12 protein-coding genes are annotated in these 15,608 nt (G+C 62.0%); all 12 read right to left on the reverse strand.

Annotation, left to right across the window (positions count from 1 at the left end; genetic code table 11):
- Positions 1-343: 343 nt before the first annotated feature.
- The 12 genes from AO356_RS17275 to AO356_RS17330 all read right to left on the reverse strand — a co-directional run bounded on the left by AO356_RS17275 (position 344) and on the right by AO356_RS17330 (position 15,585).
- The gene (locus AO356_RS17275; protein WP_060740769.1) at positions 344-1,168 is read right to left on the reverse strand and encodes an SDR family oxidoreductase; all 825 of its coding nucleotides are present in this window, start codon (positions 1,166-1,168) and stop codon (positions 344-346) included.
- Between the two features lie 35 nt (positions 1,169-1,203).
- Complete coding sequence (locus AO356_RS17280) at positions 1,204-1,668, reverse strand: hypothetical protein (protein WP_060740770.1); 465 nt, start codon at positions 1,666-1,668, stop codon at positions 1,204-1,206.
- A gap of 182 nt (positions 1,669-1,850) precedes the next feature.
- Positions 1,851-3,302: a mannose-1-phosphate guanylyltransferase/mannose-6-phosphate isomerase gene (locus tag AO356_RS17285; protein WP_060740771.1), complete on the reverse strand. Its 1,452-nt coding sequence runs from the start codon at positions 3,300-3,302 to the stop codon at positions 1,851-1,853.
- A 216-nt stretch (positions 3,303-3,518) separates the two neighbouring features.
- Positions 3,519-4,184, reverse strand: coding sequence for an alginate O-acetyltransferase AlgF (locus AO356_RS17290; RefSeq protein WP_060740772.1), 666 nt, complete (start codon positions 4,182-4,184; stop codon positions 3,519-3,521).
- Positions 4,185-4,198: 14 nt separating this feature from the next.
- The gene (locus AO356_RS17295) at positions 4,199-5,374 is read right to left on the reverse strand and encodes an alginate O-acetyltransferase (RefSeq protein WP_060740773.1); all 1,176 of its coding nucleotides are present in this window, start codon (positions 5,372-5,374) and stop codon (positions 4,199-4,201) included.
- Positions 5,375-5,385: 11 nt separating this feature from the next.
- Entirely contained in the window at positions 5,386-6,951 is a 1,566-nt protein-coding gene (locus AO356_RS17300) for an MBOAT family O-acyltransferase (protein ID WP_060740774.1), read from the reverse strand.
- A 220-nt stretch (positions 6,952-7,171) separates the two neighbouring features.
- Positions 7,172-8,308, reverse strand: coding sequence for a mannuronate-specific alginate lyase (locus AO356_RS17305; RefSeq protein ID WP_060740775.1), 1,137 nt, complete (start codon positions 8,306-8,308; stop codon positions 7,172-7,174).
- Positions 8,309-8,319: 11 nt separating this feature from the next.
- Positions 8,320-9,771, reverse strand: coding sequence for an alginate O-acetyltransferase (locus AO356_RS17310; protein ID WP_060740776.1), 1,452 nt, complete (start codon positions 9,769-9,771; stop codon positions 8,320-8,322).
- A gap of 11 nt (positions 9,772-9,782) precedes the next feature.
- The gene (gene algG / locus AO356_RS17315) at positions 9,783-11,372 is read right to left on the reverse strand and encodes a mannuronan 5-epimerase AlgG (protein WP_060740777.1); all 1,590 of its coding nucleotides are present in this window, start codon (positions 11,370-11,372) and stop codon (positions 9,783-9,785) included.
- A 26-nt stretch (positions 11,373-11,398) separates the two neighbouring features.
- Entirely contained in the window at positions 11,399-12,889 is a 1,491-nt protein-coding gene (locus tag AO356_RS17320; RefSeq protein WP_060743137.1) for an alginate export family protein, read from the reverse strand.
- Between the two features lie 5 nt (positions 12,890-12,894).
- On the reverse strand, positions 12,895-14,406 hold the full coding sequence (gene algK / locus AO356_RS17325; protein ID WP_103310896.1) for an alginate biosynthesis TPR repeat lipoprotein AlgK: 1,512 nt from the start codon (positions 14,404-14,406) through the stop codon (positions 12,895-12,897).
- A gap of 9 nt (positions 14,407-14,415) precedes the next feature.
- Positions 14,416-15,585, reverse strand: coding sequence for an alginate biosynthesis protein Alg44 (locus tag AO356_RS17330; protein WP_060740778.1), 1,170 nt, complete (start codon positions 15,583-15,585; stop codon positions 14,416-14,418).
- Positions 15,586-15,608 lie beyond the last annotated feature (23 nt).

Here is a 15,608-nt window from a genome sequence, read left to right on the forward strand (position 1 = left end):
GCAGACACGCCGTCATCGCGAGCAAGCTCGCTCCCACATTTTTTCCGGGGTGATGGCGAGATTTGGTGTACACCACAAGTCTCCTGTGGGAGCGAGCTTGCTCGCGATAGCGGTGGTTCAGCCGCATCGAGGGTGGCAGACACGCCGTCATCGCGAGCAAGCTCGCTCCCACATTTTTTCCGGGGTGATGGCGAGATTTGGTGTACACCACAAGTCTCCTGTGGGAGCGAGCTTGCTCGCGATAGCGGTGGTTCAGCCGCATCGAGGGTGGCAGACACGCCGTCATCGCGAGCAAGCTCGCTCCCACAGGAATTGACCACAACAGCAAAAAAGCCTGCGTTGATTACAGCGATTTTCCCAACCCGAACCGCTTCATCAACCCCTTCTCCAGTAACCCTTTGGGCAACAAACCCGCCATCAACGGCAGCGCCCGGCTGCCGTTGCCCAGACGCAGCAAGCGGGGTGGCTTGGGTTGTTGAACCGCCTTGAGCAGCGCCGCGGCGAATTCGTGGGTGGGGGTCGGGTTGTCCTGGGAAGCCTTGGCCCGGGCGCGGATGCCATCGCGCAGGGGCCACCAGGGCGATTGTTCGCTGATCAATTGTTCGGCTTCATGACCGGCATTCTTGGCGAAGCTGGAGGCAATCGCGCCGGGCTGGACCTCCATCACGCGGATGTCGAAGGGTGCCAGCTCCATGCGCAAGGCATCGCTCAAGGCATGCACCGCCGCCTTCGAAGCGCAATAAGCGCCAGCGAACGGCGTGACCAGCACCCCGGAAACGCTGCCGATGTTCACCACCAGCCCCCTGGCCCGGCGCAGCACCGGGAACAGCGCCCGGGTGACCCCGACGATGGCGAATACGTTGGTTTCGAACTGACGCTGCATGGCCGGCACGCCGCCGTCCAGCAGCGGGCCCATGGCGCCGTAGCCGGCATTGTTGACCAGCACATCCAGGCCGCCACATTGCTGGTTGATCCGCTCACCCAGTTGTTCCAGGGCCTGGCCATCGTTGACGTCCAGTTGCACGGCGGTGAACCCGGCGGTGGCGAGTGTCGCCACGTCTTCAGCCTTGCGCGCCGTGGCCCAGACCTGATAACCCGCGGCCTTGAAGGCGTCGGCGAGGGCGCGGCCAATGCCGCTGGAACATCCGGTAATCAACGCAACAGGCATGGCGCGGTCCTTGTGCAAAAAGTGGGGAAGGGCAATCAGTTGGAAAAGCTACCGTGCAATCGCTCGGCGCGAAACTCCAGGGTCTGCGGACGATAACCCGGGCGCAGAGGCGGCAGCGGCAGGCAATCTTGCCAGTCGGCGCCGGCTTGCAGTTCGCCGGGGCCACGGTAGCGCGGAGCGTTGTAGGGGCTGTCGGCGAGGTTGATGGTGTCCCCAAGCGCATAGGCCGCGACCCGCCAGCGCAGCTCGATCAGCGGCACGTCGTTGTTGTTTTTCAGGGTCAGCGACAGCGGCCGGTCGGCAGGGCATTGTTCGGGGGCATAGCGGATGCGCAGTTCCAGGCGCTCCAGTTGCCGGGTCTCGCGGTTTTCCTGCCAGAGCACCCACGCGGCGACCAGTCCCAGCCCGATGAAGGCCGCCAGGGAGACCGGCAAGGCCTTGGCCGGGTAGCGCAACAGCAAGATGAGCCAGGTGATGACCAGCAAAACGCCGATAAGCATGGTGGAAGCCTCCGTTACCGTAGGCACATCCTACCGAAGGGCGCGGGCAATGTTGAAGCAATGATGCCAGGCGATCATCCGACTCAAAAAAAAGCCCCCACCCAACCCACTGCGGATAGGGGACGCAGTGGGCTGGACGGGGGCTTCTCGTAACGCTGATCTTTACTGATCGTTGTCGATCATTACTGGGCGATGGTTTTCACCGAGACGCCGCGTTCGATCGGGGTGGAGCGACCGTAGATGTCTTCGAAACGTTCGATGTCATCTTCGCCCAGGTAGCTGCCGGACTGCACTTCGATGATTTCCAGCGGGATCTTGCCCGGGTTGCGCAGGCGGTGGACCGACGCGATCGGGATGTAGGTCGACTGGTTTTCGCAGAGCAGGAACACGTTCTCGTCGCAGGTCACTTCGGCGGTGCCGCTGACCACGATCCAGTGTTCGGCGCGGTGGTGGTGCATCTGCAGCGACAGGCACGCGCCCGGCTTGACCGAGATGTGCTTGACCTGGAAACGACCGCCCATGTCCACCGAGTCATAGGAACCCCACGGACGATAGACCTCGCAGTGGTTCTGGGTTTCGGTGCGGCCCTGTGCGTTGAGGGTGTTGACCATCTGCTTGACGCCTTGGACCTTGTCCTTGTGGGCGATCATCATGGCGTCCTTGGTTTCGACCACCACGATGTTGTCCAGGCCGATCACCGACACCAGCTTGCCGTTGCCGTGGATCATGCAGTTGCGGCTGTCCTGGACGACCACGTCGCCCTTGGTGACGTTGCCGTTGGCGTCCTTGGCATTGACTTCCCACAGCGACGACCAGCAGCCGACATCGCTCCAACCGGCCGACAGTGGGACCACACAGGCGCGCTGGGTCTTTTCCATCACCGCGTAGTCGATGGAGTTGTCCGGGCAGCAGGCGAAGGTGGCTTCGTCGAGGGTAATGGTGTCGGCCGTCTGCTCACTGCGCTCCAGGGTCAGCAGGCAGGTGTCGTAGATGTCCGGATCGTGCTTTTTCAGCTCTTCGAGGAAGCGGCTGGCGCGGAACAGGAACATGCCGCTGTTCCAGAAGTAACCGCCGGCCTCGACGAACTCGGTGGCACGCTTGACGTCGGGTTTTTCGACGAAGTGCGAGACGCGGCTCACGCCTTCGGGCAGCAGCGCATCGTTGGTCGACTTGATGTAGCCATAGCCGGTTTCCGGTTTGGTGGCCGGTACGCCGAACAGCACCATCTCGCCACGCTCGGCGGCCACGGTGGCCAGGGCCAGGGCGCGTTGCAGGGCTTTCTGGTCTTCCAGCACGTGGTCGGCCGGCAGCACCAGCATCAACTCGTCGCGGCCTTCGTTGACCAGCATCATGGCCGTCAGCGCCACGGCCGGTGCGGTGTTGCGCCCGAACGGTTCCATCAGGATGCGCTGGGCTTCGAGCTTACGGTTGGCCAACTGTTCGTTGACGATGAAACGGTGGTCTTTGTTGCAGACCACGATCGGCGTGTCCATGCCTTCGAACACCAGGCGCTCGAGGGTCTGCTGGAACAGGGTGTGTTCACCGGTCAGGGCCAGGAACTGTTTAGGGAATTGCTTGCGCGAAAGCGGCCAAAGACGTGAGCCACTACCACCTGACAAGATCACCGGAATCATGTTTGTTACTCCTTGAAGCGAAATGGTTGTTAGAGCTACTGCGTTCTGTCGTTTCACTCTCTTGTTGTTGTTCCGTACCCGAATGACAGCTGTGTCCAGTGTGGGAGCGAGCTTGCTCGCGATGGCGGTGTATCAATCGACATCCATGTTGAATGTCAGATAGCTATCGCGAGCAAGCTCGCTCCCACAGGGCACAGCGTCAGTCAGGAAATCTCATCAGCGGGTCGACACCGGGCGTTTCACCCACACTGGCGACAGGCTGCTGCCCGAACCGGTGACGTACAGCACGGCCGCTTCGCCGCGCTCCAGGGCCACAGGCTTGAGGTCGCCGACTTTCTTGTCGCCTTCGAACAGGGCCAGGGACACTTTCACCGGGTTGATCTCGCGTTCGCCACGGCCCTTGGCAGCCACGTTCGGCACCACTTCGGTCTTGCCGTCGGCGGTCTTGAGGGTCAGTGCCTTGTCGCTGAGGTTCTGTACGCGGACCAGGGACTTCTGCTTGTTCTTGAATGGCGGTTCTTCGATCAGTTGCGGCTGGCCAGTGGCGTTGTTGACCAGGGTGTAATAGTGATCGGAGGCCAGTTTCACCGGCACGGTCTGGCTGCCGACCTTGGCGCTGTAGTCGCCACCGGGCATGAAGCTGAAGTCGCTGCTGGCCAGGGGGGCTACATCGCTGATATTGGTGCTGCCGACGGTGGCGCTGACTTCGGCGTTGGCGGCGTTATAGACCCGCACGAAGCTCGAGCCTTTTGGCGCGACCGGGCCGTACAGGGCCGAGTCACCGGCAAAGGCGGACAACGAGAGGGCGCTCATGCTGGCGACGAGGGCAACGGCCTTGAAGGAGCGAGCAGCGAGACGGCGAGGAGTAGTGTTGAAAGTCATGGTGGACCTCTCTTTCAGTTTTGCGCCCGGTCGGGCGTCTCGGATGGGGTGTTGGCGGCTACGTTCTGTTGGCGAGCGCCGGCTTGCTTGAGCTCTGCGACCCACTGTGGGTCGGCGTCGCCGATTTCGTTGTTTACAGGCAGGTAACGTTCAGGGAACTCCCAGATCAGCACCTGTGGCGGGCTGTTCTTGAAGGCATCGCTCTTGAGATAACTGAGCATTGGCAGAATCGGGCCGTGGCCGTCTTCGGCGTAGTTCACGACATCGCTGTGCAGGGCTTGCTTGAGTGCACCGACGAAGTTCCAGTTAGGGTTGGCGCTGTAGCTGGTGCCGATCAGGGCCACGGGCACCTGGGCATCGGCGAACAGCGCGTCGTCGCCGGCCGGCTGGTCGTCGGCTTCGCGGGTGTTGCGCTTGACCAGCGGCTCCTGGGCTGGCATCAGGTTTTCGAACAGCGGGTCCAGCGGCAGGAACTGGCGCAGGTCGCCCTTGTGGGTGATTTTTTCTGCAGGCTCGGTGACGAAGCGCTGCGGCTCGCCGTTGAGCGGCGTGCGCTCGGCAATGGCCTTGGCCAGGTTCTCGGCAGCGACCTGGGCGCCTTCCGGGGTCCAGTGGGTGTCGGTGCGCAGGAACACTTGCTGGCCGTTTTGCTTGGCCTGTTGCAGCGGGCCGAGCAGGTCAGGCGCAAGGATATTGTCCGCCGCGACGCGAGCATGGAAATCCTGGTAGAGGTTGGCGTGGATGCTCGAAGGCTTCACTTCGCCCAGGTGCTCGGGGTACAGCCGCGCCTTGGCCGGCACGATCGCCATGACCAGGGTGATGCCTTGTTCCTTGAGCTTCTGACGCACGCCTTCGACCAGTGCGTAGTTGCCTTGCAGGTTCAGCTCTTCGTTGACGATCGGGTTGAACTCTTCGTCGCTGTACAGCCACTGGTCGCGGCCCAGGACCACGCCCTTGCGGCCTTCGTTGAACAGCTTGTAGTCCAGCGCGGCCCAGATGTTGGTGCCCAGGCGCTTGATCGGGAACTCTTCGTCGTAGTGCGTTTCCACGGCCTTGGCCCAGCGCCCGTTGAGCACAGTCGCGTCGGGGTTGGTGCTGAAGCCGAAGAAGCTGCGCATCGACCAAATACCCAGGGCTGTCAGGATCAGCATGAACAGCACGACGTAGAAGATGCGTAATGAGCGGGTCATATTCAGATCCCTCAGAACTGGAAGTAAAGGAACGGCGAGAAGCTTTGCGCCGAGAGTTTGAGAATCGAAGCGATGAACAGCAGCAGCACGAGGGCGCGCATCACGTAGCGCGACCAGTCCACGGTCCAGTAGGCCGGTTGCACCTGGGCTTCGACACCCACGGTGTAGCCCGGTTCATGGATCGCCGCCGGGTTGTCACCCGGTACCGCCTTGATCAGCCCCGGCTGCGCGGTGGCCGGGCCGTTGGCCTCGGTGTTGACCTCAGGCTTGGCCTTGACCGGCGGACGGTTGGTGTAGAAGTCCCGCAGGCCGAAGAAGGCGAGGGTCACGTAGGCCACCACCAGCGTGGCGATCTGCAGGCCGGTGAGGTTGGCGCGAGTCAGTTCCGACAGCGACCAGTCGCCGAAGCTGAACATGGCGCCGTACATGCGACCGGCCACGTGCAGGTTCTCGGCCCGGAAGATCACCCAGCCCATCACCACCAGCAGGAAAGTCAGCGCCCAGCGGATCGGGTTGATGCTGCGTGGCGTGGTGTTGATGCCCACCGCTTTTTCGATGGCCAGCCACATGCCGTGCCAGGCACCCCAGATCACGTAGGTGATGTTCGCGCCGTGCCACAGACCACCGAGGAGCATGGTCAGGAACAGGTTGCGATAGGTCATCAGCGTGCCTTTGCGGTTACCGCCCAGGGTGATGTAGAGGTAGTCACGAAGCCAGGTCGACAGGCTGATGTGCCAGCGGCGCCAGAACTCGGTGATCGACTGGCTGATGTAGGGCTGCTTGAAGTTTTCCATGAAACGGAAACCCATCATCAGGCCCAGGCCGATGGCCATGTCGCTGTAGCCGGAGAAGTCGAAGTACAGCTGCGCGGTGTAGGCTAGGGCGCCGAGCCAGGCATCGCCCGTGGTCGGGTTCTGCAAGGCGAAGCAATGGTCGGCCACCACCGCCAGGGTGTCGGCGATGAACACTTTCTTGATGAAGCCCTGCATGAAGCGCGTGCAGCCTTCGGAGAACTTGTCCAGCGTGTGGGTGCGGTTGTTGAACTGGTCGGCCAGGTCGCGGAAACGCAACACGGGGCCGGCGATCAGGTGCGGGAAAATCGCCACGAACGCTGCGAAGTCGATCAGGTTGCGGGTCGCCGGCGTGTCACCGCGATAGACGTCGATGATGTAGCTGATGGACTCGAAGATGTAGAACGAGATCCCGATCGGCAACAACACGTGGGTCAGGATGAACGGGTTGAGACCGAAGCCGGTGATGATGGCGTTGAGGCTGTCCACGCCGAAGTTGGCGTATTTGAAATAGCCCAGGATGGCCAAGTCCACGCCCACGCCGAGCAACAGCCAGCGCTGGGCCGGTTTGGTGCGCACACCGGCGGCGCCGACTTTCAGGCCGATCCAGTAGTTCCACAGGGTCACGCCGGCGAACAGGGCGAGGAAGTCCACACGCCACCAGGCATAGAACACGTAGCTGGCGATCAGCAGCAGCAGGTTGCGATAGCGTTGCCCGCTCAAGTAGTACAAGCCGAGAAAGATCGGCAAGAACAGGAACAGGAACACGTTGGATGAAAATACCATCCCGATCTCTCCATGTTGAATCAACAGTCAAGGGCCAGAGCCCCCCCAAACCCCCCCATGAAAACCGGGAGGTTGATTACATTCGAAACAGACCACATTCCCTGTGGGAGCGAGCTTGCTCGCGATCGCGATCTGACATTCACTTTGGTGGCGACTGACATACCGTCATCGCGAGCAAGCTCGCTCCCACAGGATTCCCCGCCAGGCAGGGAGGGTGGGCTCAGCTTCCTTTTTCGCCTTTCTCCCGCGACGGGTCATACACCCGGGTCAAGTCCCCGCCGAGGCGGAAGGTCTTGAACGGTTGCATTTCATGCTTGCGCTCCAACACATCCTCGGAGCAGGTGTAGAGGCTGCAGAACGGTTCGAGCCAGGCGAATTTCGAATCGACCTTCAGGTCTTTCATGTCCTGCTCTTCGCCGTTCTTCTCTTCGAAGATGTCCGGGTCTTTCACCCCCGCCAGCACCCGGTCACCCAGTCGCTTGAGGGCGCCGTTGTTTTCCTGGCGCAGGTCCACACCGTTGACCTGGGCGAAGCTGGCGATCATCGCCAACGGCGGCAGGGCATAGTTGTGGTAGGACAGGGCCCGTTGCTTGCGCTTGAGTTCGTTGGGCAGGAAACCGTCGGCATCGACCTGGTTGACGCCGACCTTGTATTCCTTGACAGCCCAGTCGAACAGGTCGCGACGGTTGGTTGCCACGGAGGTGGCCATCACCGACCAGGCGGCCCAGTAGGAATGGTTGTTGGTCTTGTCCAACGGCAGGTTGTCCCAGTCGCTGACCACCTGATCGGCCATCCGGCTGAACCAGCCTTCGATCAGTTGCGCCTGCTCCGGGTGGTTGGCCAGTGGGCGCGACTCGGAGAACTTCAGGCGCACATAGGCCGAAGCCATGCTGCCCAGCGCCCATTTGCGCATGGACTTGCCGGTGTGGTTGAAGTCCTTGGACATCAGCGCATCGGCCTGGGCCCAGGCGGTCAGCCAGTTCAGCGTGCATTCCAACTGCTCGGGGCGGCCGTCACGCATGAACTGCATGACTTGTTTGCTGACGCCACGCTCGATCTTGGTGATGTCGGCGGTGCTGTCGCGGAAGGCTTTTTCCGATTGCACGTTCAACGTCGCGCGGGCCTTGTCGGAGCCCTCGTACTTGCTGCGAAATTGCAGGGAACCGGTATAGGGCGTCGGCGTGGCGTCGCAACCTTTGGCCGCTTCGCCGGCCTTGACCTTTTCGATCGGTGCGAAGTAACCCTGTGGCGGGCGCAGCGGGGCCGCGGCCTGCGTGGCCCCGGCGAACAGTGCCAGGGTCAGCAGGGAGGGCGCCAGCAGCGTTTTCAACGTTCGGGTGCGCGTGGTACTGGTCATGAGACGAGACCTCATTGTCCGATTTGAGCCGTTTGTTGCCCGGCTTGCGGAGATGCGTTGCGTTTGCAGATTTTCGCTTCGATTTGCAGTGGCTCTTTACCGGCTTCAGGGCCCTGGACTTCAACGGCTAGCAGGTTCTGCGAAGCCCAGTCCTCGTCGGTGCGCAATTGGAAGGCGAAACGTCCGTCGGTGTCGGAGGTATCCGGTTTTTCGATCTTGATATCCTCGTGGCGCCCATTCATGTACCAGAGGGTGGCTTGCAAGGTTTTCACCGAGGTGTCGGCGAAGCGGATGTCGACCTGGTGGCTGCTGTTACGCAGATCCATGTTCTTGGTATTGACCATCAATTCGTTCTTGCCTGGCTTGAGCGCGGTCTTGCTGCTCATGAGGGCCGGCTTGCCTTCGCAACCGTTGTTGTCCAGCAGCGCCATCATCTGGCGGTAGATGGTTTCCTGGTCCAGGCGATACAGCGGCGAGAACTCCCAGATGAGGATTTTCGGCGGGCTCTTCTGGAACTCTTCGCTGCCCAGGTACTGGATCATCGCGCCTTCCAGACCACCGCCAGGGAAGGCGACGTTGAGGATGTCGGCGCCGATGGCTTCTTCCAGGAAACCGGCAAAGTTGTAGTTCTTGCCGCTGTGACTGGTGCCCACGAGAGTGATCTGCGGGTTGCCGGAATCGCTGAACAGGTCGCCGTCGCCAGCCTCGCCCTTGGGTTCGGTGGTGAACTGGTCCATGTACTGGATCGCATAGCTGGTGCCGCACAGCTGCCCGGCCATGTTGTGCAGGGTGCCGGTCTTGCCCATGCGGCCGGACTTCTTGGTCTCGAACTCACGCTTGGGAATGTCGGCGAAGGCCGGGATCTGCTTGACCTTCTCGGCGACGATCTTGGCCGTGCGCTGGGCGCCATACGGCGTCCAGTGCTGGTCGCCACGGAAATAGAAATCGTGGGCCGGCAGCGTATCGGGCAGGTTTTCGTTGGTCAGCGGCGACAGGTCCGGCACCACATAACCCATCTGGGCGAAGCGGCCGAGCATGGATTTGTAGTTGGTCAGGGCTTTCTCGTAGTCGAAGGCGGCCTTTTCCTGTGGGTTGAGCTTGTTGCGGTTCACCAGGCCCCGGGTCGGCTGGTAGACGATCACCAGCTCGACGCCTTTTGCCTTGAACGCATCGTGCAACTGTTGCATGCGCTTGTAGCCGGCGGGGGTGGTGTTGAACTCGGTGCGCAGGTCTTCCTGGGTCCGGAACAGCCAGTCGCCCTGGGCCTGCACCAGCGTGGTGAAGTTCTGCTGGTAGCGCGTGGTGTAGTTCTTCGCGTCATGGGCCGCCGGGCACAGGTTGCAGCATGGTTCGGCGGTGAAGCTCGGTGCCTTGATTTCATCGGCGCGCGCGCCGCTTGCAGCGGCGAGAATGCCGGCAGCCAGGGCGGACAGGCCCAAAAGTTTGATCATCTGTGGGTTCATAAAGGTCATCCTCAGTCCCGCAATTCGGTCTGGCGTTCGACAGGGTCGATCAGCACGGCTTTCTGCTGGCGCACCAACAGGTCGAGGATTTCATCCTGGCGTTCGCCAAGGATCCCCGTGAAGCTGATGCCGCTGGATTTGGTCGGCGCGAGCATGGACACGCGGTACAGCTCGACGCTCAACGGCGAGTCGATGGACAGCGGGCCACTGCCGTTGGCAGCCAGTTCGCCGCCGACCACGATCAGCGAGACTTCGGCGTCGAACGGGTCGAGCTTGATGTCACGGTCGGTGTCGGACAGGTCCTTGATGTGACCGTAGATACCGGTCAGGCCGTTGGCCATGGACACGTTTTCGTAGAGGCGGATGTTCACGCTGTTACGAATCCGGATGCCGTGGCGGCGGTTGCTGATCACCTTGTTGCCCCACAACAGGTTGTCAGCACTCTCATAGAGCGTGATGCCGTCGGTGTGGTTCTTGTAGATCTCGTTGTAGGCGATCAGGTTGTTCACGCTGTTACGGTCGATCACCAGGCCCGAGAGTTTGTTGTCGTAGCTGCGGTTGTTGAAAATGAAGCTGTCGTTGACCTCACGGGAAACAATGATCCCGTGCTTTTTCTTGGTCCCGTAGACGGTGTTGTCGGCGATGATCAGCCGATGGGAACGGTCATGGGGGTCGATGCCGTAGACGATGTTGTCTTTGTAAGTGTTGCCCTTGACCACGAAGTCGCGGGTTTCGTAGCAGTAGAAGCCGTACCACATGTCCGAGAACTCGGAACCGATGATCCAGCCGGTCGGTTCCGGACGCTTGAGGACCTTGGCCATGTTCGGCGTGTACTGGGAAATACTCACCCCGTACGACTTACTGTTGGCGTAGCCGAAACTCGCCATCTTGGTGTTGACGATGTAGGTCTCGGTGCCACCCCAGGCCAGCAGGAACGGACGGAATTCCTTGGGCGAGCGGAACGTGGCGGGGCCGTTGTCCTTTTCACGCCAGCCGGTGACCTTGGTGTCGCGGATGAACATATGGCCATCGTTGACCAGGAACGAGCCGCCCTCTTGTGACAGGCGCAGTTCCTGGGTCTGTTTGTCGATTTCCAGGATGCCTTTCTGGCCGACCACGATCGGAATCTTCGCCAGGTAGACACCTGGCGAAGTTTCGATGATGTACTTGGGCGCCTTCTTGGCCAGGTCCTTGAGGTTCATGTAGCCATCGTCGAGGAAGATGGCCTGTGGGATACCGTGCTGACGCACCACCCACTCGGCCATCTTGTTGTCGCCGCCGATGAAGTCCTTCAAGGCGTTTTCCTGCATCATCCGGCGCACGCTGACCTTGCCGGGCTTGGTGCGGACGATTTTTGCCGCGACCGCTTCGGCGGTATAGCCGGAGAGGTCGGGCAGGGTTGGCTTGGCCAGTTCCAGTGGTGCGGTCGGTGCACTGTTGACGGTGTAGGTCTTGGCCCGTTGCAGTTCCTTGACCACGTTGCCCGGTTTGACCACCGGTTCAACGTTGGCGAACGCCGGCGAGCCGGCCAGCAGCATCGCTGCGACCAACAGGCTGATCGAACCTTTCATCGCCTGGCTGTTCCTGAGGTAGCGGTTCATATCGGGCACTCCCATGGCCATTCGCATCAGAAGCGCCAGATCACGTCGACAAAGGCGCGATGCATGTACGAATCGACCTCTTTGCCGTAGGCGTCGCCTGGCTTGAACACGCCGCCACGAAAGCGCACCAGCGCCGACGGCTCATCAATGGACTGACTCAGCGCGGCCGGCAGCAGGCCTTGCTTGAAGTACTTGGTAACGACCAGGTCGACTTCCTGGCCCAGGTCCTTGTCGCCATCACGCAGCGGCAGGGTCGAGGTGGACAGGATCGCGCCGGTCACGTCATCGGTGTTGTTTTCCACGGCGTTGATGCCGTTGCTGCCCACCGGCTTGTTACCGTCCACGCGCCAGAACTTGTGGTACACCAGGCTGGCGTCGTATTCGTCACGCAACTGCCAGGAACCGAACAGGCTGGCGCTCTGGGTGTTGGCCATTTCGCCCCGGAACGCTTCGCCGAAACGGTGGACCCGCGAGCGGGTGCCGGTGAAGTTCGAGCGGTTGCTTTGCAGGCCGTTCTGTTCGTAGTCCTCGCTGGCGCGGGCATAGGCCGCACCGACTTGCCATTGCGGGTCGAGACGCAAGCGGATACCCAGGTCAGTGGCCCAGCCGTCTACATCATCGCTGTGCTTGGCTTCTGTCGGGCGCGTGCCGTCGGCGTTGAGCGGGTTGACGGTGTCGCGGTCGCCGGTCATGCCGGTGATGCTGGCCCAGTAGTTGACGGTGTTGGTGTTGCGCCAGTTGTAGGCGTCGCTGTTGGCTTCCAGGCCGAGCCAGGTCAAGTCGCCGTTCTGGGTCTTGTCCAGGGTGTCGGTGGCTTCGCCCGGGGTCGGGTAGTCGAGGCTGCCATTGTCATGAGAGTGGTGGGCGCGGATACCGGCCCACTGGCCTGGCATCCACTGGTAGCCCACGTCGCCATAGACGTGCAGGCGGTCCTTGTCCTTGGGGGACAGTTCCTTGAGGTCGGTGCGGTATTCGCTGAAGCGTTCGGCCACGCCGAGGTTGGCCCGCAGCAAGGTGGTGTCGAAGGTCCAGTTCAGGGCTTCGATGTTGGTGTCGCGCCATTGGCCGTCGTCATTGCGCAGGCGTTGGCGACCGAACTTCAACTGCTCGCCCGGGTAGGGGGTCAGGCCGCGGTAGCCGATCCAGAACTCGCGCATGGCCAGGTAGCTTTTCTTGGCTTCGCGATCGCCGCTGTCGGTTTGCTGGGTGCTGCCATCGGACTGCTGCAGGGTGTCGGTCTCGATGATGTCGGAGGACGTCACGGCCTGGGCCATGGCGTAGGCACTCCAGGCACCGCTTTCGCTTTCACCGTAGACCCAGGGACGCAGGTCCAGGCCGACACCGTTGACGTCGCCACCGCTCTGGGTGCCGAGGTCACGGTCGTCTTCGGACTGGCCGGTGATCTTCACTTCCAGGCCGAAATTCTTGGTGTCGGTCAGGGCCGCCAGGGTCGGGCAGGACCACAGCAGGGCACACGTCAGGCCAATTCCGGCCTGCACGAAAGGATTGAGCTTCAAAGGCTTCATAGAGGTTCCTCGCCGTCATCTTCTTTTAGGGCTTGCAGTTCCAGCGTATCGGGGCTCATGGCGCCGCGAATGGCCTGCTCTTGTTTTAGCAGGCGCTGGGCTTGTGCAAGTTGTTCCGGCGGTAATTGTGCTTCGAGGGTTTGGGCAAGCTCGGTGGCTTGCGGGGTGTTCTGCACCTTGGCCAACTGGCTGAACACATAAGCGTTGACCGGGTTGGGCTTGGTGCCCTTGCCCTGGGAGAACAGCTGGGCAATGGCGAAGTCGGCACTGTTCTGGCCGTTGCGGGCGGCCTTGAGCAGGTGGTCCAGGGCTTTTTGCGAGTACACCTGGCCCAGGTAACCGCGGCGATAGATCTGGCCGAGGTAGTAATCGGCGGCCACTTCGCGGCCAACGGCTTTCTGGAAATGCGCCTCGGCGGCCTTGGCATCGGCCGGGACCCACTTGCCTTCGTAGTACAGCTTGCCCAGCAACAGCTCGGCGCGAGGCTGGTCGGCGGCGCGGCCGTTTTCCAGGTATTGCATCATCTTGTCGACGTCACCCAGTTCCGGGAAGTCGTAGAGCAGTTGCGCCAGGCTGACCCAGGCAGCGGGGTAGCCAGGGGCGATGCCTTCGAGCAACGACTGGGCGGTCTTTTCGTCAGTCTTGCCCAGGCTGGCATCGGCCAGGACACGGGCGACGCTGTCCACGCGCTGGGCAGATACGACGCCACGGGCGTGACCGTCCTGCATCTGCTTGAGCAATGCGGCCTGCTGTTCCGGCTGGCCGCGTTTCTGATAGACCGTGGCCAGTTCGACGTAGCAGATGTCCGTGGTCGCCAGCGCGGCCTTGCAGACCTTCTCGACTTCATCCAGGTGCTGGTCGTAGGTGCCCTGGGTGCGGTAGAGCAGAATCTGCGCCAGGCCCGCTTCCGGGTAGCCGGCGCTGCGCCATTGGCTGATCTGCTGCTGGGCGTTGACGTTCGGGAAGCTGTGGGGATATTGCAGGTACAGCATCGCCAGCGGGATCAGGGTGTTACCTTCGCCGTTGGCGAAGGCTTTCTTCAACAGGCCTTCGGCTTCGTGTTTTTCCGCTTCGGTGGAGCCGGGCTTGGCCACCAGCAGGCGACCCAGGCGAGCCTGGGCCCGTGGCGAGATATCGGCCGCGGCGCGGTAAGTCGCCTCGGCTTTTTTCATCTGCTCGGGGTCGCGGCTGTCCACCTGGATGTCGGCCAGGCCCACCTGGGCCTCGCTGTAGCCCAGGTCGGCCAGTTGCTGATAGTTCTGCTGCGCCAGCGCCGTGTCGCCGCGCTTGAGCGCTTCGTTGGCCAGGCGCTGGTCGGGCAGGCCGGCACAGCCGCTGAGACTGACTGCCAGCGCCAGAGCACACAACGCATATCCTGTGTGGGAGCGAGCCTGCTCGCGATGCAGGCCGCTCGGTGTACCAGACAGACCGCGTCGATCCCATCGCGAGCAAGCTCGCTCCCACAGGGAATGCGGTGCATTGTTGTTTTGTGGAGTGGTCACGGGCATATCCTCGACTTAAATACCGACGGCCATGGCTTTGTCGATCAGCCAGTTCAGGTTCGGGCCACGGTCGCTGGTGACTTCAACCGGACGGCCGGCCAGCGAGCTGTCCAGGGGTTCGTCAGGTTGGATCAGCACACGGATATCGGAAGACAGGTCGGCGCTTTTCAGGCTGGTGCTGCTGACGATCTTGCCGGTACGGGTGGTGTCTTCGCCGGCGACCTGGAAGCTGACCGGGGTGCCTGGGCGCACGTCGCTGAACTGGCGATAGGAGAAGCGCGCTTCGACGTTGGCTTCGGTGCCTCGTGGGACCAGTTGGAAGATCACGTCGCCCTTGCTGGCGTACTGGCCGTTGGCGACCAGTTGCTGGGCCACGATGCAGTCGCACGGGGAGGTCAGGGTGCCGGTCATTTGCTTGCCAAACAGCTCCTCGACCTTGGCCGGCTGCAACTGGTTGTCGTCCAGGTGACCCTTGAGCACGTCGAGCATGCTGGTGCTGAAGGTCGCCAGCGGGGCGCCCTTGGCGGCCACACCGTCAGCCTTGACCAGGCTCTGCACGGTGCCGTCGCGCGGCATGGTGATGGCCATGCCCGGTACGTTCACCAGGCCGGCCTGGGCGTGGCTGACGAAGTACATGCCGTACACCGACTTGAAGATGAAACCGAACGCCGCCAGGCCAACGACGAAGACCCCCAGGCTGAAGGTCACGGCGCGCAGGCGACCCATGGCACTCATGCCACCGTTTTCGTCTTTCTGCTTGCGGGCCTTGGTGAAGTTGTCGCGCTGCAGGGTCGCCAGCACGTCACCGACACCGACGATGTCGCCGGCCAGGTGCGAGGTGATGATGTGACGCAGTGTCGAGATGTCCCGCGGCTCCAGGTTCTGGAACTGGCAACCGGTGCGGCCGGTCTGGCGGTCGTAGGAACGGATCTGCAACTCCACGTCCATGGCCAGGCCAAGGTTGTCGATCACGAACTGCAGGCGAGCCTTGTAGGTCTCGCCAACCTTGAGCGGCAGTTGGCCGGCGTTGAAGCACAGCCCACCGGCGGACAGGTCCAGGACCTTGACTTCCATGGGCGTGCGGTCGGGGCCGAAGAAGCGCAGCTTGGCCGGGATTTTGACCCGGGCATGTTGGCGCTGGGCTTCGGATTCATGCACTACGTTGACATTCACGGCGGTGTTCATAGGGGCGATTTCCTAGTTAATTC

The sequence above is a fragment of the Pseudomonas fluorescens genome (genome assembly GCF_001307275.1).
Lineage (GTDB): Bacteria > Pseudomonadota > Gammaproteobacteria > Pseudomonadales > Pseudomonadaceae > Aquipseudomonas > Aquipseudomonas fluorescens_AA.